We start from the raw sequence: 21,354 nt of genomic DNA on the forward strand, positions 1-21,354 counted from the left end.
CGACGCACCCCTCGAGGAGTTCGACGGTGCGCGGGTGCACCCCGAGGCCCGCACCCGCCGACGCGCCCCAACCGCCTGAGCTCTCCCGCACCCCGGCAGCCCCCGGGCGGCCCTCGCCGTCACCCCGGATACGCATGCGTCTGCGTCGCCTTCACCGTCGCCCAGACCGTCACGCCGGGCCGCAGATCCAGCTGGGCCGCGGAGAGCGTCGTCAGATCGGCGAGGACACTGAGTTCACCGGTGAGGTCGGCGCGGACCTGGTCGGCGTGGGTCTCCAGACCCGTCACCTCGCAGCGCCACAGGTTGCGGGCGCTGGCCCCGACCGGGCGCTCGCTGTGGAGGGTGACCGCACCCGGCGGGAACGCCACGAACGCCGGACCGGACAGCTCCTCCGTCGTCGTGATCGACGGGCCCCCGCCGAGCAGCCGTACGGTGTGGCCCTCGGCCTCGCCCCGGTACAGGTTCAGCCCGACCAGTCGGGCGATGTAGTCCGTCCTCGGCCGCCGGGCGATGTCCGCGGGCGGGCCCTCCTGCACCACACGGCCGTCCTCCACCACCACCAGCCGGTCGGCGAGCACCATCGCGTCCAGCGGGTCGTGCGTGACGAGCACCGCGACCGCCTCGAACTCGGCCAGCCGGCGCCGCAGCTCGGCCCGCACCTCCAGCCGGGTCCGGGCGTCGAGCGCGGCCAGCGGCTCGTCGAGGAGCAGCAGCCGCGGCCGGGTCGCCAGCGCCCGGGCGAGCGCGACCCGCTGCGCCTGGCCGCCGGAGAGCCGACGCGGTCGGGCGCCCGCGTGCTCCGCCAGCCCCAGCCGCGCCAGCCACTCGGCGGCCTCGGCCCGCGCCTCGCTCCGGGACGCGCCCCGGCAGCGCGGCCCGAAGGCCACGTTGTCGAGCGCGGTGAGGTGCGGGAAGAGAAGGTAGTCCTGGAAGACGACCCCGACGGGCCGGGACTCGGGCGGCATACGCTCCAGCGGTACCCCGTCCAGCCGCAGCCGGCCGCCCGCACCGGGCGACAGCGGAGCGAGACCGGCCAGCGCGCGCAGCGCGGTCGTCTTGCCCGCGCCGTTCGGCCCGAGCAGCGCGACCACCTCGCCGGGCCTCGCGGTCAAGGTGACGTCGAGCCGGAAGGAGCCGCGCACGACGACGAGGCGCGCGTCGAGGCCCTCGCTCCCGTCCCCGGCCCCGCCCTCGCAGGCCCGCGCGGTCTCCTCCGCGAACCCGTCCGTCTCCGCCTCCCCCTGCCTCTCCGTCTTCCTCATGAGGCCGTCAGCCAACGATCGCGCAGCGCCGCGAGCACCGCGACCGACACCGCGAGCAGCACGAGGCTCAACGCGATCGCCGCCGCCGGGTCGTTCTGCAGTGCCAGGTACACGGCGAGCGGCATCGTCTGCGTGCGGCCGGGGAAGTTGCCCGCGAAGGTGATCGTCGCCCCGAACTCGCCCAGGGCCCGCGCCCACGCCAGCACCGCCCCCGCCAGGACACCGGGGGCGATCAGCGGCAGCGTGACCCGGCGGAAGGCGGTGAAGCGGGAGGCGCCCAGCGTGGCGGCCGCCTCCTCGTAGCGCGGGTCGGCCGCCCGCAGCGTGCCCTCCACGCTGATCACGAGGAACGGCATCGCCACGAACGTCTCCGCCAGCACCACTCCCGTCGTGGTGAACGGCAGGGTGATCCCGAACCAGGCGTCGAGCCACTGCCCGACCACGCCGTTGCGGCCGAGCGCCAGCAGCAGCGCCACACCGCCCACCACCGGCGGCAGCACCAGCGGCAGCGTCACCAGCGCCCGCAGCAGTCCGCGCCCGGGGAAGTCGGTGCGGGCCAGCAGCCAGGCCAGCGGCACGCCGAGGACGAGGCTGAGGGCGGTCGCGGCCGTCGCGCTCAGCAGCGAGAGCCGCAGCGCCTGCCACACCTGCGCACTGGTGAGCTGGTCCGGCAGATCGCGCCAGGGGGCGCGGATCAGCAGGGCGAGCAGCGGCAGCAGGAGGAAGAGGATGCCCACCAGGGCGGGCAGCAGCAGCGGCAGCGGCGCCCCGGCCCGGCGGCCACCGCCCGCCGGACGCTCCCGCCCACCGCCCGCCGGACGCGCCCGCCGTCCCCGTGCGGAACCGGCCGGGCCACCCTCCACCCCGGCGGGGACGGGCGACGAGGGACTCACGGCGTGAGGAACCCGGCCGCGCCGAGCACCTTCCGCCCCTCTGCCGAGTTCACCAGGGCGAGGAACGCCTTCGCCCCGGACGCGTTCCCGGCGTTCTTCAGGCGGACGATCGGATAGTCGTTGACGGCCTCGGCCGACTCGGGGAACTCCACGCCCTCCACCTTGTCACCGGCCGCCTTCACATCGGTGCGGTAGACGACGGCCGCGTCGGCCTCCTTCAACTCCACCTTGGTCAACGCGCTCTTGACGTCCTGCTCGTACGAGACCGGCGTGAGCTTCAGGCCGCTCGCCTCCAGCGCCGTCCGCGTGGCCGCGCCGCACGGCACGGTCTCCGCGCAGAGGACGACCTTCAGGCCCGACCTGGTGAGATCCTTCAGGGAGGAGATGTGGTCGGGATTGCCTTGCAGGGCGGCGATCTCCAGGCGGTTGCGGACGAAGGTCGCCGGCGTACCGGCGGCGTCCCCGGCGTCCGTCACCGTCTTCATCGTCCTCGGGCTGGCCGAGGCGAACACGTCGGCGGGCGCGCCCCCGGTGATCCCGGCGGCGAGGCTGTCGCTGCCGCCGAAGTTGAAGGCGACCTTCGTGCCCGGGTACCGCTTCTCGAACGTCTTGCCCAGCGTGGTGAAGCTCTCCTGGAGCGAGGCCGCCGCGAACACGGTCACGGTCCCCGTGGGCCTCCCCGAGGCGCCACCGCCGGAGCCCCCGGAGCCGCCGGAGCCGTCGGAGGAACAGGCCCCGGCCGCCAGCAGCACGGCGGCCGCGCCGATGCCGGCGAGCAGCCGCCGAGGGGCACGGCGGGACGTTCGGGTCATCACTGGTGGTCTCCCTCTGCCTGGGCGTGTCCGCCCCGCACCTCATGCCGCCGCACGGCCGACTCGAGCATCATTCTCGCATCTGCGGGCCACGAGCCGCCAGGGAGCCGGCAAGAGCGGCCGTACGTGGGTGTCCAGCCTGGCATCTGCCGTCACCCGGACCTGCGGGGAGACGGGCGTGTCCCGTGAAGGAACCCCGCCGGAGGGCGCCGCAGGTGAACCCCTCGGCCCGCACCCCCGTACAAGGTGCCGAAAGCCCGCCTCGCCTCGCACCCGTACGGAGCCCGCATGTCCACCGCGACCCGCACCACCACCCTCCGCCGCGCGGGCGTCCTCGCCGGTCTCGCCGCGGCCACCGTCCTGACCGCCGCCGGAGCCGCCTCGGCGCACGTCGGCGTCCATCCCGGCAGCTACGCCAAGGGCGCCACCGACGGCGTCCTCACCTTCCGGGTCCCCAACGAGGAGGACACCGCCAGCACCACCGAGGTGCGGGTGTACCTGCCCACCGACCATCCGGTCCTCGGTGTCCTCGTCAGCCCGCAGAACGGCTGGAAGGCCGAGGTCGCCACCACGAAGCTGAGGAAACCGGTGAAGACCGACGACGGCAGCATCACCGAGGCCGTCTCCCGCGTCACCTTCAGCGGCGGCCGCATCCGGCACGGCCAGTACCAGGACTTCGACATCGCCTTCGGCCGACTCCCCGAGGACACCGGCACGTTGACCTTCAAGACGCTCCAGACCTACTCCAACGGCGACGTCGTCCGCTGGATCGAGGTCCCGCAGAAGGGCGCCGAGGAACCGGAGCACCCGGCCCCGACGCTCACGCTGACCGCCGAGGGCGCGGCCGGCGAGGACGGCTCCGCGCAGGCGGCGGGAGACACCGCGAAGTCCGCCCGTGCCGTCCCGGACGCGACGCCGGTCGCGCAGCCGAAGGCGTCCTCGGCCGCGGAGGACTCCACCGCACGCGCTCTCGGCATCGCCGGTCTCGTCGCCGGGCTGCTCGGTCTGGCCACCGTCTTCGCGTTCGCGCGCGACCGGGCCGCGAGCGCCACCGTGCCGGCCGCGGACTCCGGGCAGGCCGCCCGCGCGGACGAGGGCGACGAGAAGTGAGCGGAGGGAGCGGGGAAACCGGGTTCGCGGAACCGGCCGGGCCGGCCCACGGTGAGGGACCGTTCCCCGCGCCGCGCTGAAACGGGGCGGAAACACCGGAAACCTCCCGCGCGGGTGATACGGCTCCCATGCCGGACGTGTCGCGGACCGTGTCGCGTTCGGCCGATCGGGTGACGATGCGTAAGAATTGTCCCGTGCAGATGACCAGTGCGAGCCAGCGGGGAGGGCCGGTGAACAGCCACGATGTCACCGACGAACAATGGGAGGGGCTCGCCCAGGTCGTGCCGCTGCGTGGCCGGGACGCCTGGCCCTCGGCGGTGGACCACCGGTCCTACGACCACCGTGCCTACGCCGAGGCCGAGACGGAGACCAGGCGCCGGTTCGTGGTCCTGAGGGTCAACGTCTTCGCGGACGCCCGCGACGTCGCCGAGACACTCATGGCCGGGATCCCCGTCCTCCTCGACCTCACCAACGCGGAGACGGAGGTCGCCAAACGCGTCCTCGACTTCAGCACGGGCGTCGTCTTCGGCCTCGCCAGCGGCATGCACCGGGTCGACAAGAACGTCTTCCTGCTGACCCCGCCCGACACGGAGGTCACCCCGTCCGAGACGGGGGCCGGGACGCCGGGTCAGTAGCGCGCCGCGGCTCCACCGGGACGCACGGCGGCGCGGTGCCGTCCGGCGTCGGCGACGACCTGGACGGCCCCGTGACTCCTGCCCGGCGCAACCGGGGCCGACGGCCCCGTGTCGCCCGCCCCGCACCGGACCGACCCCCGTGGCGCCTGCGGCGCGCCGGGTCGGCCGCCTCCGTGACTCGTGCCCGGCGCAACCCGAGCCGACGGCCCCGTGTCGCCCGCCCCGCACCGGACCGGCCGCCCCCTGACGCCTGCGGCGCGCCGGGTCGGCCGCCTCCGTGACTCGTGCCCGGCGCAACCCGAGCCAATGGCCCCGTGTCGCCCGCCCCGCACCGGACCGGCCGCCCCCGTGGCGCCTGCGGCGCGCCGGGTCGGCCGGCCTCGCGGAACGCCGTCGCCACCGTCCCCGCCCCCGGCAACCCGCCCCGCCCCGTACCCCGTTCGTGCGAAGCCCCTCGTAGCGGAACGGTTCGCCAGTCGTGTCGCCGCTTACGGTCGCCGCATGCACGCGCCCCCACCCCCCGCGGACACCCGGGTTGAACCCACCCCCGTTCCCGCCTCCGCCGCCGCCCCCGTTTCCTTCCGGCCGCACGTCACGGAGCTGCGGCTCTCCGCCTACGCCGGCCATCGCCGCCTCACCCTTCCCCTGGACCGGTTCACCCTCCTCGCCGGGCCCAGCGGCAGCGGCAAGTCCCGCGCCCTGGAGGCCTGTGCCGCGCTCGCCCGGCTCGCCGCCGGGGACGACCTCGCCGAGGCGTTCCCGGCCCCGGCCACCTGCGTGCCCCGCTCGGCGCGGCCCGACCCGCAGCAGCGCCGCGGCTTCCGCATCGGCTGCACCGCCGACGGCCCGGCCGGCCCCGTGCATCTCGACGTGGCCGTCCAGGTCGAGCCCGAACTGCGGCTCGTCGGCGAACGGTTGACGTCCGGCGGGCTGCCGCTCCTGCAGTCCGCGCTGCGCGATCCCGGACGCCGCACGGTGCAGGCCGCCTGGCACACCGCCGGCGCCGCCGCCGTCACCAGGGGCCCGCTGCCCGACGACCGGCTCGGCACCGCCCTGCTCCCGCTGCGGGTCGCCGGGGGCACGGACGGGCAGCGCAGGGTGCTGGCGGCGGCCGAGCAGATGGTGGTGGCGCTGCGCTCGGTCTTCCCCTGCGATCCCCGCCCCGAGCGGATGCGCGCCCCGGTGGAGCCCGGCGCGGGCCGGCTGCTGTCCGGCTGCGACAACCTCGCCGACGTCCTCGCCCGGACCCGCGAGGAGTGCGGGCAGCGGCACGCGCTGCTGGTCGCCGCCGTCCGCGCCGGCCTCGCGGGCACGGTGACCGGCCTGCGGGCGGAGAGCGGCGAGGACGGCCGGCTCCGCGCCTGCGTCGACCGCGGGGACGGCTCCCCCGCCACCCCGCTGGAACTGCTCGGCGACGGCGAACTGCGCCATCTCGCCCTGGCGTTGGTGCTGCTCACCGGGCCCGGAGTCCTGGAGGTGGACCCCGTGGGGGAGGTGCCGGCGGCGCTGCAGTGCCTCACCGTGCTCGCGGACGACCTCGACCGCTCCCTCGACCCGCGTCAGACGAGGGAACTGGCGCGGCTGGCGGCGCGCATGTGCGAGCGCGGCCACATCCGCCTGCTCGGTGCCCTCTCCGACGCCTCCCGGGTGGCCGGAGTGGAGGGCGTGACAGTGGTACACCTGGGCGCGTGAACGAAGACGCCCAGGACGCACGGCACCCGCGGAACACGCAACCCCACGACGAACACCCGTTGAATCTGGCCCATTTGCAACGGCGGCTGGTCGACTTCGCGGCCGCGCGCGCCTGGTGGCCGCACCACACCCCGAAGAACCTGGCGGCCGCGCTGAGCGTGGAGGCCTCGGAGCTGCTGGAGATCTTCCAGTGGCTGACACCGGAGCAGTCGGAGCGGGTGATGGCGGACCCGGAGACGGCGCACCGGGTGCGGGACGAGGTCGCTGACGTGCTCGCGTACCTGCTCCAGCTGTGCGAGCGCCTCGACGTGGACCTGCTGACGGCGCTGGACGAGAAGATCGACCGCAACGAGAGCCGCTTCCCGGCCCCCGCGCCCGCGCACGGACCGGCGCCCGCGCCGGAGGCCTGAACCCGCGCCCCCACCATCTCGACAGCCACCCCGGTAGTCACTCCGCGTAGTCGAAAAGTTGTCCACAGGCGGTTTCCTGTCCACAGATTTCGGACGACCTCTGGCTTTTCGACTGGGAGACCCTCACTCTGGGTAGTGAACAAGGGAGTTCGGGTGGGCGTGCGAAGAGCGCGCCGGAGGGAGCGGGGGCAGCGCATGGACGCGGTGCGGCTCATCGTGGAGAGCAGGCGTGCCCTGACCGGGAGCGAGGACGCGCTACAGACGACGGCGGAGGCGTGGCAGGCCTACGCCCTGGCGCAGGCGGTCGGCAGCCGCCTCGCGGTGTCCGGCCCGCCGCAGCTCCGGGGCGAGGCGCTGGGACTGACGGAACTGGCGGGCCGGGGCTGCGGGGTCCTGGACGCCCCGCCACCCCTCGTCGCCGACCTGCGCGCCGCGCACCTCACCGACCTGGGGGACGCCCGCAAGGCCCTGCTGGAACTGGCCTCGCTCCTGGTGGAGGTGGCCATGTCGCTGGTCGCCCTCGCGAGCACGGCGGGGGACGAGGGGGCGTACTGGCAGTGCATGGAGGCGATCGACGCGGCGGACGAGTCCCGGGACCGCGTCCAGGAGATGCTGCGCCGCCTCGCGCTGACGGAGGAGGAACCCACCCCCTGGGACGCGGCCCTGGGCTGACGGCCGCCGCCACCCCCGTCGCGCCCCGCCCCCGCCTTCGGGGCAGGATGGACGCCATGGACCTCCGCATCTTCACCGAACCCCAGCAGGGCGCCAGCTACGACACACTCCTCGCCGTCGCCAAGGCGACGGAGGACCTCGGCTTCGATGCCTTCTTCCGCTCCGACCACTACCTCGCGATGGGCAACTCCGACGGCCTCCCCGGCCCCACCGACGCCTGGATCACCCTCGCCGGCCTCGCCCGCGAGACCAGCCGCATCCGCCTCGGCACGCTGATGACCGCCGGCACCTTCCGGCTGCCCGGCGTCCTCGCCATCCAGGTCGCCCAGGTCGACCAGATGTCCGGTGGCCGCGTCGAGTTCGGCCTCGGCGCCGGCTGGTACGAGGACGAGCACAAGGCGTACGGCATCCCCTTCCCGAAGGAGAAGTTCGGCCGCCTGGAGGAGCAGCTCGCGATCGTCACCGGCCTGTGGGGCACGAAGCCCGGCGAGACGTTCAGCCACCACGGTACGCACTACGACCTCACCGACTCGCCCGCGCTGCCCAAGCCCACCCAGGCGAAGATCCCGGTGCTCATCGGCGGCATGGGCGCCAGCCGCACCCCGCGGTTGGCCGCGCGGTACGCGGACGAGTTCAACATCCCCTTCGCCTCCCTCGCCGACAGCGAACGACAGTTCGGCCGGGTGAGGGAGGCCGCGCAGGCGGCCGGCCGTGACGCCGACGAGCTGACGTACTCCAACGCGCTGGTCGTCTGCGTCGGCAAGGACGACGCCGAGGTCGCCCGCCGTGCCGCCGCGATCGGCCGCGAGGTCGAGGAACTGAAGGAGAACGGCCTGGCCGGCTCCCCGGCCGAGGTCGTGGACAAGATCGGCCGCTTCGCGGAGATCGGCTCCACCCGGTTCTACCTCCAGGTCCTCGACCTCTCCGACCTGGACCACCTGGAACTGATCTCCTCCCAGGTCCAGTCCCAGCTCTGAGCCGCGACTCCGCGCCGAGCCCCGAAACGGAATGCCAGGGGCTCGGCCGCGGGGCGGAAAAATACCTGATGACCGGCGTGCCCTTCGCTGTAGGTTGAAGCGGCACGCCGGGTCCGGAACACCTGTACGAATCCGTGACCGGCGTGGCCCGGCGACGCGCACCACCGTGCCGTCGCCGCACGTCCGTCTGAGGCCCCGTACTCCAGGCCCCGTCTCGAGGTCCGATTCCCGTGTTCCTGACGATCAGCACCACCGGCACGCCCGAACGCCCCGCGACCGATCTCGGCTACCTGCTGCACAAGCACCCCGAGGCCGCGCAGACGTTCTCCACCTCCTACGGCACCGCCCACGTGCTCTACCCCGAGGCGGACGATCTGCGCTGCACGGTGGCCCTGCTCCTCGAGGTCGATCCGGTCGCGCTGGTCCGGCGCGGCAAGGGCAAGGGCCGCGGCGGCGCACCCGACGCCGCCCTCGCCCAGTACGTCAACGACCGCCCGTACGCGGCCTCCTCGCTCCTCGCCGTCGCCCTGAGCAACGTCTTCTCCAGCGCCCTGCGCGGTGTCTGCAGGGCCAGGCCCGAGCGCGCGGCCGAGCCGCTGCCGCTGCGCGTCGAGATACCCGCGCTGCCCGCCCGCGGCGGCCCCGCGCTGGTCCGGCGGCTGTTCGAGCCGCTCGGCTGGACCGTCACCGCGGACCCGGTCGCACTGGACGCGCAGTTCCCGCAGTGGGGCGACTCCCGCTACGTACGCCTGGTCCTGGAGGGCGGGACGCTCACCCTCGCGCAGGCGCTGCGCCAGCTCTACGTGCTGCTCCCGGTCCTCGACGACGCCAAGCACTACTGGGTCTCCTCCGACGAGGTCGACAAGCTGCTGCGGGCCGGCGAGGGCTGGCTGCCCGAGCACCCGGAGCAGAAGCTGATCGTCGGCCGCTACCTCACCCGGCGCTGGTCGCTGGCCCGGCAGGCCATGGAGCGGCTGGAACTGGTCCGGCTCGCCGAGACCGACGACAGCGAGGTCGAGGAGATCGACAACGCGGTCGCGGCCGAGACAGAGAAGGAGGAGCGCCCCACCCCGCTCGCCGTCCACCGCCGTGAGGCGCTCCTCGGCGCGCTGCGCCGGCACGGCGCCGCCCGCGTGCTCGACCTGGGCTGCGGAGAGGGCCAGTTGGTGCAGACGCTGCTGCGGGACCCGGCCTTCACCGAGATCGTCGGCGTCGACGTCTCGGTGCGGGCGCTCACCATCGCCTCCCGCAGGCTGAAGCTGAACACCATGGGGGAGCGGCAGGCCGCGCGCGTCCGGCTGTTCCAGGGCTCGCTCACCTACACCGACAAACGGCTCACGGGGTACGACGCCGCCGTGCTGAGCGAGGTGATCGAGCACCTGGACCTGCCCCGGCTGCCCGCCCTGGAGTACGCGGTGTTCGGTGCCGCCCGTCCCCGCACGGTCCTGGTGACGACGCCGAACGTCGAGTACAACGTGCGCTGGGAGAGCCTCCCGGCCGGGCACGCGCGCCACGGCGACCACCGCTTCGAGTGGACCCGCGAGGAGTTCCGCGCGTGGGCGGCCCCGGTCGCCGAACGGCACGGCTACGCGGTGGAGTTCGAGGCCGTGGGCCCGGAGGACCCCGAGGTCGGAGCGCCCACCCAGATGGCCGTCTTCACACGGCTCGCCGCCACGGAGGGTCCCGCCGACAGGAACGACCAGCACGACAGGGACAACCGGCACGACAGGAACGAGAAGGAAGAGGTGAAGGCGGCATGACCGGTACCGAGCGAAGGGTGCGCACCCTCCCCGTCACCGACCTGTCCCTCGTCGTCCTCGTCGGCGCCTCCGGCTCCGGCAAGTCCACCTTCGCGCGGCGGCACTTCAGGGCCACGGAGGTGATCTCCTCCGACTTCTGCCGCGGACTGGTCTCCGACGACGAGAACGACCAGAGCGCCACCCGCGACGCCTTCGACGTGCTCCACTACATCGCCGGCAAGCGGCTCGCGGCGGGACGCCGTACCGTCGTGGACGCCACCAGCGTGCAGTCGGACGCCCGCCGGGCCCTGATCGACCTGGCCCGCGCGCACGACGTGCTACCCATCGCCGTCGTCCTCGACGTGCCCGAGGAGGTGTGCGCCGCCCGCAACGCGGCCCGCACCGACCGCGCCGACATGCCCCGCCGGGTCATCGCGCGGCACATCCGCGAACTTCGGCGTTCGCTGCGGCAGTTGGAGCGCGAGGGCTTCCGCAAGGTGCACGTCCTGCGGGGCGTCGAGGAGATCGAGAACGCCACCGTCGTCACCGAGAGGCGTTACAACGACCTGACCGGACTCACCGGACCCTTCGACATCATCGGCGACGTCCACGGCTGCTCCGCCGAACTGGAGTCGCTGCTCGGAAAGCTGGGCTACGCGGACGGAGTGCACCCCGAGGGCCGCACCGCCGTCTTCGTGGGCGACCTCGTCGACCGCGGCCCCGACTCCCCGGGCGTCCTGCGCCGCGTGATGTCGATGGTCAAGTCCGGCAACGCGCTGTGCGTGCCCGGCAACCACGAGAACAAGTTCGGCCGCCACCTGCGCGGCCGCCAGGTCCAGCACACCCACGGACTCGCCGAGACGATCGCCCAGATGGCGGACGAGAGCGAGGAGTTCGTGCGCGAGGTGCGGGAGTTCGTGGACGGTCTGGTCAGCCACTACGTCCTCGACGGCGGTCGGCTGGTCGTCTGCCACGCCGGGCTGCCCGAGAAGTACCACGGCCGCACCTCCGGCAGGGTCCGCTCGCACGCCCTGTACGGCGACACCACGGGGGAGACCGACGAGTTCGGGCTGCCCGTGCGCTACCCGTGGGCCGAGGACTACCGGGGCAGCGCGGCCGTCGTCTACGGCCACACGCCGGTGCCCCGCGCCACCTGGCTCAACAACACCATCTGCCTGGACACCGGTGCCGTCTTCGGCGGCCGGCTCACCGCGCTGCGCTGGCCGGAGCGCGAGCTGGTCGACGTGCCCGCCGAGCGCGTCTGGTACGAGCCGGTGAAGCCGCTGGCCTCCGAGGCCCCCGGCGGGCACGAGGGCCGCCCGCTGGACCTGGCGGACGTGCACGGCCGCCGGGTCGTGGAGACCCGGTACACGGGCCGGGTGGCGGTGCGCGAGGAGAACGCGGCGGCCGCACTGGAGGTCATGAGCCGCTTCGCCGTCGACCCCCGCCTGATGCCGTATCTGCCGCCGACGATGGCACCCACCGCCACCTCGCGCCGTGACGGCTACCTGGAGCACCCCGAGGAGGCGTTCGCGCAGTACCGCGAGGCCGGCGTCGGGCGGGTCGTGTGCGAGGAGAAGCACATGGGCTCGCGTGCCGTCGCCCTGGTCTGCCGCGACGCCGCGGCGGCCGCCGAACGGTTCGGTGTCCCGGGTGGCCCCGAGGGGCCGACGGGCGCGCTCTACACCCGCACCGGGCGGCCGTTCTTCTCCGACGCCGCCCTCACCGAGTCGGTCCTCGACCGGCTGCGCGCGGCCGTGGGCGCCGCCGGGCTCTGGGAGGAGCTGTCCACCGACTGGCTGCTGCTGGACGCCGAGCTGATGCCGTGGTCGCTGAAGGCGTCCGGGCTGCTGCGCGGTCAGTACGCGGCGGTCGGCGCCGCCGCCGGGGCCGTGTTCCCGGGAGCGCTGGCCGCGCTGGAGAGCGCGGCGGGCCGGGGCGTCGACGTGGGCGCGCTGCTGGAGCGGCAGCGGGCGCGGGCGGTGGACGCGCAGGCGTTCACCGAGGCCTACCGCCGCTACTGCTGGCCCACCGAGGGCCTCGACGGGGTCCGTCTCGCCCCCTTCCAGATCCTCGCCGCCCGGGACCGCAGTCTGGCCGCCCTGCCGCACGACGAGCAGCTCGCCCTGCTCGACCGGCTGGTCGAGTACGACAGCGGCGGCCTGCTCACCACCACGCGCCGCCTCTACGTCGACACCGGCGACGAGGACTCGGTGCGCGCCGGGGTCGACTGGTGGCTGGAGATGACCGCGCGGGGCGGCGAGGGCATGGTCGTCAAGCCGGTCGGCGCGGTGGTGCGCGACGGGCAGGGACGGCTCGTGCAGCCCGGCATCAAGTGCCGGGGCCGGGAGTACCTGCGGATCGTCTACGGTCCGGAGTACACCCGCCCCGACAACCTCGCCCGCCTGCGCAACCGCTTCCTCAACCACAAGCGGTCCCTGGCACTGCGCGAGTACGCCCTGGGCCTGGAGGCCCTGGACCGCCTCGCCGAGGGCGAACCCCTGTGGCGGGTCCACGAGGCGGTCTTCGGGGTCCTGGCCCTGGAATCGGAACCGGTGGACCCGCGCCTGTAGGGCGAGGGGACGGCCCCCGCGCTCAGCGGGCGGCCGTCTCCTCGACGGACCCGGTCGCGGGGACGGTCCCGTCGTCCGCCCCGGGGCCCCCGGGGCGGCGGGGGGCGTTCTCCGGCCCGCGCAGGGCGATCACGAGGAACAGCGCGGCCATCACGGCGGCGCCCACCCACATGGCCTCCTGCCATCCCTCCACGAAGGACAGCCGCGCGGCGTCGAGCAGTTGCCGGGCGTGCGTGCCGGCGCCGGGCGCCGCCTCCACGGCATGGGCGATGCCCTCCCGCGCGGTGTCCGCGGTACCCCGGGGGACACCGTCGAGCCTGTCGTCGAGGGCGCGCTGGTAGCCGGTGGCCACCAGCGCGCCGAGCATCGCCACACCCAGCGCGGTGCCGAACTCGCGGGTGACGTCGTTGAGGGCGGAGGCCACGCCCTGCTGCCCGGCGGGCAGGGCGGCGGTGATCGCCTCGGTGGAGGGAGTCATCGACAGGCCCATGCTGGCCCCCAGGGCGAGCAGCCCGGCCAGCACGGAGGGGTAACCGCCCTCGACGGAGACGAACAGACCCATCGAGGCGAGGCCCACCGCGGTCAGGGCCACGCCCCCGGCCAGGGTGGAGCGGACGCCGACCCGCGCGGCCAGCCGGGGGGCCAGCCCGGAGGTCGCCATCATGACGAGCGCCATGGGCATCATCGCCACGGTGGACAGCAGCCCCGACCAGCCGAGCACGGCCTGGAAGAACGGGAAGAGGACCACGGCGACACCCGCCTGGACGCCGAAGACGAGGACCAGCGTCAGCGAGCCGCCCGCCAGACCGCGGTGGCGGAACAGACGGACGTCCAGCAGCGAGGCGTCCCGGCGGCGCAGCTCCCAGACCACGAAGGCGACGGCGGCCAGGACGCCGGCGCCGAGGCCGGCCAGGGGCACCGGGTCGCTCCAGCCGCGCTCGGGACCCTCCTGCAGGGCGAGGATCAGCCCGGTCACGGCGAGCCCGGACAGCACGGCACCGACGGTGTCGAAGGAATGGGGGGACCGGGCGCGGGAGTTGGGCACCGACCGCACCGTCATCGCCAGCGCGAGGGCGGCCAGGCCCACGGGCAGGGCGAAGAGCCAGCGCCAGTCGGCGACGTCGACCAGGAGCGCGGACAGGAACATGCCCAGGATGCCGCCGCCCCCGGCGACACCGGTCCACACGCCGATCGCCCGGCCCCGCCGCTCCTCGGGGAACGTGGAGGTGATGACCGCCAGCGTGATCGGCATGATCATCGCGGCGCTCGCGCCGGCCGTCACCCGGGCGGCGATCATCACCTCCGCCGAGGGGGCGAGGGCGGCGGCGAGGGCGGCGGCGCCGAAGAGGAGCAGTCCGGTGACGAGCACGGGCTTGCGGCCGAGGCGGTCCCCGAGCGCGCCGAAGGGCAGCAGCAGGGCGGCCAGGACCAGGGTGTAGACGTTGACGATCCACAGGACGGTGGTCCCCGAGGCGTCGAAGTCCACGGCCATGTGGGTCTGGGCGACGTTCAGCCCGGACACCGAGGCGATGACGGCCATCAGCGCGAGGGACACGGCGATCAGGATCGTGCGCAGGCGGCGCGCGTCCGGGACGTCCTCGACGCCCGCCGACGCGGCCGTCGTCCGGGGAGGTTGCTCGGTACTCATGGCCCCGACGCTAGGCACGCCTTGCGGAAGCGGCATGCGTGCTTGCGTGGAACGCAAGAAGACGGCGAGGAGGGCGGCCCCGTGCGCAAGCGGGGCCGCCCTCCCGTGCTCAGGACAGGCGCGAGCGGCGGCGGCCGTAGGTCGCGTAGAGCGCGCAGCCGGCCGCCAGGAAGGCGGCGAACTGGGCCCAGGCCGCCCAGCCCGTCTCGTACATCAGGTAGACGCAGCAGCCGATGCCGAGCAGCGGCAGCACCGGGTACAGCGGCACCCGGAAGGTGCGGGGCAGGTCCGGCTCGCGTCGCCGCAGCACCATCAGGGCCGCGTTCACCGCGGCCATCGTCGCCAGGGTGCCGATCGTGCACAGTCCCACCACCGCGTCCAGCGAGCAGAACGCCGCGGGCACCGCGAAGACGACGCCGATGATCAGCGTGCCCGCCACCGGGGTGGAGGTCCGCGGGGACACCCGGGCGAAGACCCCCGGCACCAGTCCGTCCCGGGACATGGACATCAGGATGCGGCTCTGCCCGTACAGCACCGCGAGCACCACCGAGGCGATGGCGACGACCGCCCCGAAGGCGATGATCCCGCCGCCGACGGCGGAGCCGGTCACCTCGTTCACGACGTACGAGAGCGCGGCGGGCCGTCCGCCGACCCGGTCGCCGCCCACCGCCCCGGTCGCCGCGACCGCGACCGCGCAGTACAGCACGGTGACCAGGCCGATGCAGACGAGGATCGCGATCGGGATGCTGCGGCGCGGGTCGCGGGCCTCCTCGCCGGCCGTGGTGATCGCGTCGAAGCCGATGTACGAGAAGAACGCGGCCGTGGTGCCCGCGCCGATGCCGCCGAGACCGTCGGGGGCGAAGGGGAGGAGGTTGCCCGCGCGGAAGGCGCTGAACCCGATGGCGCAGAACAGCAGCAGGATCACCAGCTTCAGGAGGGCCATCGCGGCCGTCGCTCGCGCGCTCTCCCGCACCCCGCGCACGAGCAGCACGCAGGCCAGGGCGATGACGAGCACGGCGGGCAGGTTGACCGCCCCGCCGTCGGCGGGCCCGGCGGACAGCACGTGCGGGAGCTGGTGGCCGGTGAGGCTGTGCAGCAGTTCGTTGACGTACTGGCTCCAGCCGACCGCGACCGCCGCGACGGAGACGCCGTACTCGAGGAGCAGGCACCAGCCGACGAGGAAGGCCGCGCCCTCGCCGAGCCCGGCGTAGGCGAAGGAGTACGAGGAGCCGGCGACCGGGATCGCGCCGCCCAGCTCGGCGAAGGAGAACGCGGTGAGCACGCAGGTCAGCGCGGCCAGTATGAACGAGACGACGACGGCGGGCCCGGCCTGGGCGACGGAGTCGGAGAGCCCGACGAAGATGCCGGTGCCGACGATGGCCCCCACGCCGAAGCAGATGAGCTGGAAGAGGCCCATCGTCCGCTTCAGGCCGTGCCCCTGGCGGTCGTGTCCGGCCTCGGCGACCAGTCGGGCGGGGGACTTGAAGCGGAGCGGGTTGGCGGGGGGTGCCGAGGTGTGCATGGGGTGGTGCTCTCTGTGCTGGTGCGGGCGCGGCGGGGTGGGCCGCGCGGAGCGGATCACGGAAGGGGTGGTTCCGGGGTCCGCGGGTGGTGCGAGGCGGTGCGGGGGTGGTGCGAAGTGGTGCGAAAGCGTACGAGGTGAAGCGTAGGGGGTCGGGGAGGGTGCGCGCGCTCAGGCGAGCGTGGCGACCAGGACCGCCTTGATCGTGTGCATCCGGTTCTCGGCCTCGTCGAAGACGACCGAGTGCGGGGACTCGAACACCTCGTCGGTGACCTCCAGCTCGCTCAGCCCGTGCCGCTCGTGGATCTCGCGGCCGACGACCGTGCCGAGGTCGTGGAAGGCGGGCAGGCAGTGCAGGAACTTGACGTCCTCGTTCCCCGAGGCCCGCAGCACGTCCATGGTCACCGCGTAGGGGCCGAGCAGCGCGATCCGCTCGTCCCAGGTCTCCTTCGGTTCGCCCATCGACACCCATACGTCGGTGGCGACGAAGTCGGCGCCCCGGACGCCCTCCTTCACGTCCTCGGTGAGCGTGATCCGCGCCCCGGACGCCTCGGCCAGCTCGCGCGCCGCCCGGACGACGGGCTCCTCGGGCCACAGCGAGTTCGGCGCCACGATCCGCACGTCCATGCCGAGCAGGGCGCCGGTGACGAGGTAGGAATTGCCCATGTTGTTGCGGGCGTCACCGAGGTAGGCGTAGGCGATGTCGGTGAGCGGCTTCTCGCAGTGCTCGGTCATGGTGAGCACGTCGGCGAGCATCTGGGTGGGGTGCCACTCGTCGGTGAGCCCGTTGTAGACGGGTACCCCGGCGAAGGCGGCCAGCTCCTCCACGACGGTCTGCGCGTGCCCCCGGTACTGGATCGCGTCGAACATGCGGCCGAGCACCCGGGCGGTGTCCTTCACGGACTCCTTGTGCCCGATCTGGGAGCCGACCGGATCGAGGTAGGTGGTGGCGGCACCCTGGTCCGCGGCGGCGACCTCGAAGGCGCAGCGGGTGCGGGTGGAGGTCTTCTCGAAGACCAGCGCGATGTTCTTCCCGCGCAGGTACGGCGTCTCGGTCCCGGCCTTCTTCGCGGCCTTCAGCTCGGCGGCGAGGGCGAGAAGCCCGCGGAACTCCTCGGCGGTGAGGTCCACCTCCTTGAGGAAGTGGCGGCCGGCGAGGACGGTCGGGACAGTCGCCATGGGGCGCTCCAGGGGACGGGGGCGGGTGGGCCGCGGGGGCCGGACAACGCCGAACGGCACGGACGAATGGAAGTCTATACGATGCTCCACATTTCTATACAGGTGCCTGGTGGGGAAGGGGTGACGCCGGTCCTGGCCGGGTGCCGGCGCAGGGCCGGGCCGGCCCCGGCGCCCTCGGCGCCTCGGGGACCGGGGCCGCGCTCAGTCCGGCACCGCGTCCCGCTCCACCGGGCAGCTCATGCAGCGCGGTCCGCCCCGGCCCCGGCCCAGCTCGCTGCCCGGGATCTCGATCACCTCGATGCCCTGCTTGCGCAGATGCGTGTTGGTGGTGGCGTTGCGCTCGTAGGCGACGACCACGCCCGGCTCGACGGCGAGGACGTTGCAGCCGTCGTCCCACTGCTCCCGCTCGGCGGCGTGCACGTCCTGCGTGGCCGTCAGCACCCGGATCTCATTCAGCCCCAGCGCCGCCGCGATCGCCCGGTGCATGTGCTCCGGCGGATGGTCGGTGACCTTCAGCTCCTTGTCGCCGACGCCGGGTTCGATGGTGTACGAGCGGAGCATGCCGAGGCCCGCGTACTGGGTGAACGTGTCCCCGTCGACCATCGTCATCACGGTGTCCAGGTGCATGAAGGCGCGGCGCTTGGGCAGGTCGAGCGCCACGATGCTGCGCGCCGACCCGGCGGCGAACAGCTTGTGCGCCAGCATCTCGACGGCCTGCGGGGTGGTGCGCTCGCTCATGCCGATCAGGACGGCGCCGTTGCCGAGGACGAGGACGTCACCGCCCTCGATGGTCGAGGGATAGTCCGCCTGCCCCTCGGACCAGATGTGGAAGCCGGCCTCCCGGAAGAGCGGATGGTGCCGGTAGATCGCCTCGAAGTGCACCGTCTCGCGGCGGCGGGCGGGCCGGCGCATGGCGTTGATCGAGACCCCGTCGTAGATCCACGCGGAGGTGTCCCGGGTGAAGAGGTGGTTGGGCAGCGGGCGCAACAGGAAGTCGTCCAGCTCCATGACGTGGAAGCGGACCGAGGTGGGCTCCGGGTGCCCGTCCAGGAACTCCCGCTTGGTCATCCCGCCGACGAGCGCCTCGGCGAGGTCGGGCGCGGGCAGCGCCGCGAAGGCGTCCCTGAGGTGGTCGGTGGCGAGGGGGCCGTACTCCTTCTCGTCGAAGACGCGGTCCAGGACGAGGGTCCGGGCCGCGGGGATGCGCAGGACGTCGACGAGGAGGTCGCCGAAGAGGTGCACGGCGACACCCTGGTCGCGCAGCACGTCGGCGAACCCGTCGTGCTCCGCGCGGGCCCGGCGGACCCAGAGGACGTCGTCGAACAGCAGGGCGTCCTTGTTGCTGGGCGTGAGCCGTTTCAGCTCGAGGTCCGGCCGGTGCAGGATGACCCGGCGAAGCCGGCCGGTCTCGGAGTCGACGTGGAATCCCATGCCTTCATCCTGACCGGTCGGCGCCGGTTTCATCCCGGGACGGCGGGGGAGGGTGCGCGGCGTCACAGGGCGCGACGGACCGTGTCCGCCGTCCGTCAGCCCTCACCGCCGGCGGGCTCCTCCCCGTCCCCGCCGTCCCGTGCCGCGGGGGTCCCGCCCACCGGCGGCACGCCCGCGAAGGTGGCGCCCGCGTCGCGGAGCCGGGTGCGCAGGGCGTGGAAGACCTCCGCCGCGCGGCCGCCGGGCCAGTCGGGTGGGAGGAGGGCGGCGGGCAGGCCCGGGTCGGCGTAGGGGAGGAGGCGCCAGGAGTCCAGGGCGCGCAGATAGTCGCGGTACGCCTCCTCGGCCGGGGTGTCCGGCCGGGCCTGCCAGGCCCGCAGCGCGGGGGCGTGGCGGGCGAGGAAGGCCTCGTGCTCCCGGGCTATCGCCGGCAGGTCCCACCAGCGGGTCACCGCCGTGGCGGTCGGCACGAAGCCCAGGTGCTCGCCGCGGAAGAGGTCCACGTAGGTCTCGAGGCCCAGCCGCCGCAGGGTGCGCCGGGCCTCCTCGTGCAGCCGGGCCGGGGCGATCCACACCCCGGGTGAGGCCGTGCCGAAGCCGAGCCCGGCCAGTCGGGAGCGCAGCAGGTGCCGCTTCTGGCGTTCGGACTCCGGCACCGAGAACACCGCGAGCACCCAGCCCTCGTCCGCCGGGCTCCCCGCCGCGTGCACGCGGCGGTCCATGTCCCGCAGCAGTTGCCGCGCCTCGGGGGAGAGCGCGTAGCCCGCGGCGCCGGTCGTGGTGCGGGCGGGGAGGAGCAGCCCGCGCCGTTTGAGCCGGGACACCGAGGACCGCACGGACGGGGCGTCGACACCGAGGGCGCCGAGCAGCCGGATCAGCTCGGCCACCGGCACCGGGCCGGGGACGTGCCGGCCGTACGCCCCGTAGAAGGTGACGATGAGGGAACGGGGGGTGTGGGGAGAGGGCGGGGGAGGGGCAGCGGGCTGTTCGGGCACGATGATCATTTTAGATCGTCCGGATCGTCGCCCCCGCCTCCCTGCGGCTCCGGAGGTATGCCCGTTGACCAGCGGATATGTCCCACGCCCCGGCGCGACGGTATTCCGTCGATCCGCCACGGGTGATGATCACGCTCGCTAGAGTGCGGGGGGTCGGCGGGGCGTCCCGGCGCGCCGGACGACCGCTCCCGCGAGGCGGGGAACGCGGAGGGCGCGCGCCTCCTGGGGGCCCGGACGTCGGGGAGAACCGCAGTCGTCACACACGGTCAGGAACCCTCTCAAGGAGACGCGCGAGATGCCAGAGATGACGCCCGAGGCCACGCGAGGGGCCGCGGACCAGGCCGGCCCCGCAGTGCCCGTGTTCAAGCCGTACACGGCCAAGGCCGATTTCCCCTGGGAAGAGCTCGCCCGGGACCGTTCCCGCTGCCCGGTGGCACATTCGGAGCACCTGGACGCGGTGCAGATCAGCAGTTACGCCGGGGTGAAGGAGGTCATGAACAAGGTGGCCGAGGCGTTCACCGGCACCTACAGCACCTTATGGCCGCTGACCGAGCCGCTGCCCGTGGACCAGCAGGTGTTCCCCTCCGCCGACCCGCCGCGCCACACCCGGCAGCGGAAACTGTTCGTCAAGGCGCTGTCGGCCTCCCGCATCGCGCACATGCGTCCGTTCAGCGAGCGCCTCGCGGAACGGCTGCTCGACGGAATCCTCGCCCGGGGTACCGGGTTCGACCTGGTCACCGCCTACTCCCGCCGGATCAGCGAGGGGCACATCGCCGAGCTCCTCGGGCTGCCGGAAGAGCTCCGCGAACGCTTCATGTACCTGTCGACCCTGACGGAGCTGAGTACCGCGGACGGCAAGGGCATGGGATACCGCGCCGAACTGGACGAGTGGCAGGCGCAGTTGGCGGGGATGGTCCGGGAGCGGCGGGCGGCGGGGGAGGACAGCGACGACCTGATCACTCGGCTCTGTTTCGCCGAGGACGAGGGCGACCGGCTGTCCGAACTGGAGGTGGCCTCGCTGATCCGCGCCATGATCCGGGCCGGCAACACCACCTCGGCGGCGGCCCTCACCAACACCGTGGCCGCCCTCGAACGCCACCCGGAGCAGAAGGCGAAGTACCTCGCCGACATCGAGGGGCTGACCCCGAGCCTGGTGGAGGAGGGCCTCCGGTACGACGGCCCGGCCCTCGGCCTGTGGCGCAGGTGCGCCCGCGAGACCACCGTCCAGGGCTACCCGCTCACCCCTGGGGACAGGGTCTTCACGGTCACCGCCGCGGCCAACCACGACCCCGAGGTCTACGACCGGCCCGACGAGTTCCTCATCGACCGCGACTGGAAGGAACTGCCGCCGCACCTCACCTTCGGCTGGGGCATCCACCACTGCATCGGTGTCAACCTGGCCCGGCTCGAACTGGAGACGTCCCTCGCCGCGCTCTACCGGCGGCTGCCGGGACTGCGGCTGGAACCGGGCGCGGAGATCCCGCAGGTACCCGGTCCGGTCTTCCGTAACTGGCTCTCCCTGCCGATGGTGTTCGACCCCGTCTCGACCGGGGCCGGCCGGTGAGCGTCGTCCTGCGGGGCGCGGACGGCACCCGCCTGTCGGTGGACCACGGCCTGTGCAGCGGTACCGGGCACTGCCAGGAGGCCGCTCCGGGAGCCTTCCGGCTCGCGGACCGCCGGGCATGGCCGGCCGAAGGGCTGGACCTGGCCGCGGCGGACCACGCCGGGCTGCGGCGGGCCGCGGACGCCTGCCCGTGGTACGCGATCACCTTCACGCCGGGCGGGAACGGCTGAGGACGGCGGA

Annotated in this window: 18 protein-coding genes; 10 read left to right on the plus strand and 8 right to left on the minus strand. The window is 73.8% G+C overall.

Annotation, left to right across the window (positions count from 1 at the left end; translation table 11 throughout):
- Nucleotides 1–119: 119 nt before the first annotated feature.
- From OHB09_RS25555 to modA, 3 genes are read right to left on the minus strand one after another with little or no spacing between them, the layout of a single operon-like run.
- Nucleotides 120–1,262, minus strand: coding sequence for an ABC transporter ATP-binding protein (locus tag OHB09_RS25555; protein ID WP_328922591.1), 1,143 nt, complete (start codon nt 1,260–1,262; stop codon nt 120–122).
- Entirely contained in the window at nt 1,259–2,125 is an 867-nt protein-coding gene (locus tag OHB09_RS25560) for an ABC transporter permease (RefSeq protein ID WP_006142722.1), read from the minus strand. Before OHB09_RS25560 ends, OHB09_RS25555 begins: the two co-directional genes overlap by 4 nt.
- A gap of 26 nt (nt 2,126–2,151) precedes the next feature.
- On the minus strand, nt 2,152–2,967 hold the full coding sequence (gene modA / locus OHB09_RS25565; protein ID WP_328922592.1) for a molybdate ABC transporter substrate-binding protein: 816 nt from the start codon (nt 2,965–2,967) through the stop codon (nt 2,152–2,154).
- A 288-nt stretch (nt 2,968–3,255) separates the two neighbouring features.
- On the opposite strand from modA, the gene OHB09_RS25570 reads away from it, so the two are divergent.
- The 8 genes from OHB09_RS25570 to OHB09_RS25605 all read left to right on the plus strand — a co-directional run bounded on the left by OHB09_RS25570 (nt 3,256) and on the right by OHB09_RS25605 (nt 12,775).
- Nucleotides 3,256–4,077, plus strand: coding sequence for a YcnI family protein (locus OHB09_RS25570; protein ID WP_328728248.1), 822 nt, complete (start codon nt 3,256–3,258; stop codon nt 4,075–4,077).
- Between the two features lie 200 nt (nt 4,078–4,277).
- Entirely contained in the window at nt 4,278–4,712 is a 435-nt protein-coding gene (locus tag OHB09_RS25575) for a cell division protein SepF (RefSeq protein WP_040896487.1), read from the plus strand.
- 501 nt (nt 4,713–5,213) lie between these two features.
- Entirely contained in the window at nt 5,214–6,404 is a 1,191-nt protein-coding gene (locus tag OHB09_RS25580) for an ATP-binding protein (RefSeq protein WP_328922593.1), read from the plus strand.
- Nucleotides 6,401–6,814, plus strand: coding sequence for a nucleotide pyrophosphohydrolase (locus tag OHB09_RS25585; RefSeq protein WP_006142729.1), 414 nt, complete (start codon nt 6,401–6,403; stop codon nt 6,812–6,814). Before OHB09_RS25580 ends, OHB09_RS25585 begins: the two co-directional genes overlap by 4 nt.
- A gap of 195 nt (nt 6,815–7,009) precedes the next feature.
- On the plus strand, nt 7,010–7,486 hold the full coding sequence (locus tag OHB09_RS25590; protein WP_006142730.1) for a DUF6099 family protein: 477 nt from the start codon (nt 7,010–7,012) through the stop codon (nt 7,484–7,486).
- A 56-nt stretch (nt 7,487–7,542) separates the two neighbouring features.
- The gene (locus tag OHB09_RS25595; RefSeq protein ID WP_319350597.1) at nt 7,543–8,463 is read left to right on the plus strand and encodes an LLM class F420-dependent oxidoreductase; all 921 of its coding nucleotides are present in this window, start codon (nt 7,543–7,545) and stop codon (nt 8,461–8,463) included.
- A gap of 230 nt (nt 8,464–8,693) precedes the next feature.
- Complete coding sequence (locus OHB09_RS25600) at nt 8,694–10,223, plus strand: 3' terminal RNA ribose 2'-O-methyltransferase Hen1 (RefSeq protein ID WP_328922594.1); 1,530 nt, start codon at nt 8,694–8,696, stop codon at nt 10,221–10,223.
- On the plus strand, nt 10,220–12,775 hold the full coding sequence (locus OHB09_RS25605; RefSeq protein WP_191889708.1) for a polynucleotide kinase-phosphatase: 2,556 nt from the start codon (nt 10,220–10,222) through the stop codon (nt 12,773–12,775). Before OHB09_RS25600 ends, OHB09_RS25605 begins: the two co-directional genes overlap by 4 nt.
- Nucleotides 12,776–12,797: 22 nt before the next feature.
- Here OHB09_RS25605 and OHB09_RS25610 read toward each other — a convergent pair whose 3' ends face one another.
- The 5 genes from OHB09_RS25610 to OHB09_RS25630 form a co-directional block, all read right to left on the minus strand.
- Entirely contained in the window at nt 12,798–14,423 is a 1,626-nt protein-coding gene (locus OHB09_RS25610) for an MFS transporter (protein ID WP_328922595.1), read from the minus strand.
- 109 nt (nt 14,424–14,532) lie between these two features.
- A complete protein-coding gene (locus OHB09_RS25615; RefSeq protein WP_006142735.1) occupies nt 14,533–15,945 on the minus strand; it encodes an amino acid permease in 1,413 nt (470 codons plus the stop codon).
- A 171-nt stretch (nt 15,946–16,116) separates the two neighbouring features.
- Entirely contained in the window at nt 16,117–17,124 is a 1,008-nt protein-coding gene (gene argF / locus OHB09_RS25620; RefSeq protein WP_167793812.1) for an ornithine carbamoyltransferase, read from the minus strand.
- A 201-nt stretch (nt 17,125–17,325) separates the two neighbouring features.
- Nucleotides 17,326–18,555, minus strand: coding sequence for an arginine deiminase (locus tag OHB09_RS25625; protein WP_328922596.1), 1,230 nt, complete (start codon nt 18,553–18,555; stop codon nt 17,326–17,328).
- A gap of 95 nt (nt 18,556–18,650) precedes the next feature.
- On the minus strand, nt 18,651–19,559 hold the full coding sequence (locus OHB09_RS25630) for a PaaX family transcriptional regulator (RefSeq protein WP_319116038.1): 909 nt from the start codon (nt 19,557–19,559) through the stop codon (nt 18,651–18,653).
- Nucleotides 19,560–19,845: 286 nt separating this feature from the next.
- Here OHB09_RS25630 and OHB09_RS25635 point away from each other — a divergent pair, with 286 nt between their 5' ends.
- Nucleotides 19,846–21,114 (plus strand): cytochrome P450, encoded by a 1,269-nt coding sequence (locus OHB09_RS25635; RefSeq protein ID WP_167793810.1) that lies wholly within the window; start codon nt 19,846–19,848, stop codon nt 21,112–21,114.
- Nucleotides 21,111–21,344, plus strand: coding sequence for a ferredoxin (locus OHB09_RS25640; protein ID WP_319116036.1), 234 nt, complete (start codon nt 21,111–21,113; stop codon nt 21,342–21,344). Before OHB09_RS25635 ends, OHB09_RS25640 begins: the two co-directional genes overlap by 4 nt.
- The last annotated feature ends 10 nt before the right edge of the window (nt 21,345–21,354 follow it).

Source organism: Streptomyces griseoaurantiacus, assembly GCF_036189845.1.
GTDB classification, from domain to species: domain Bacteria; phylum Actinomycetota; class Actinomycetes; order Streptomycetales; family Streptomycetaceae; genus Streptomyces; species Streptomyces griseoaurantiacus.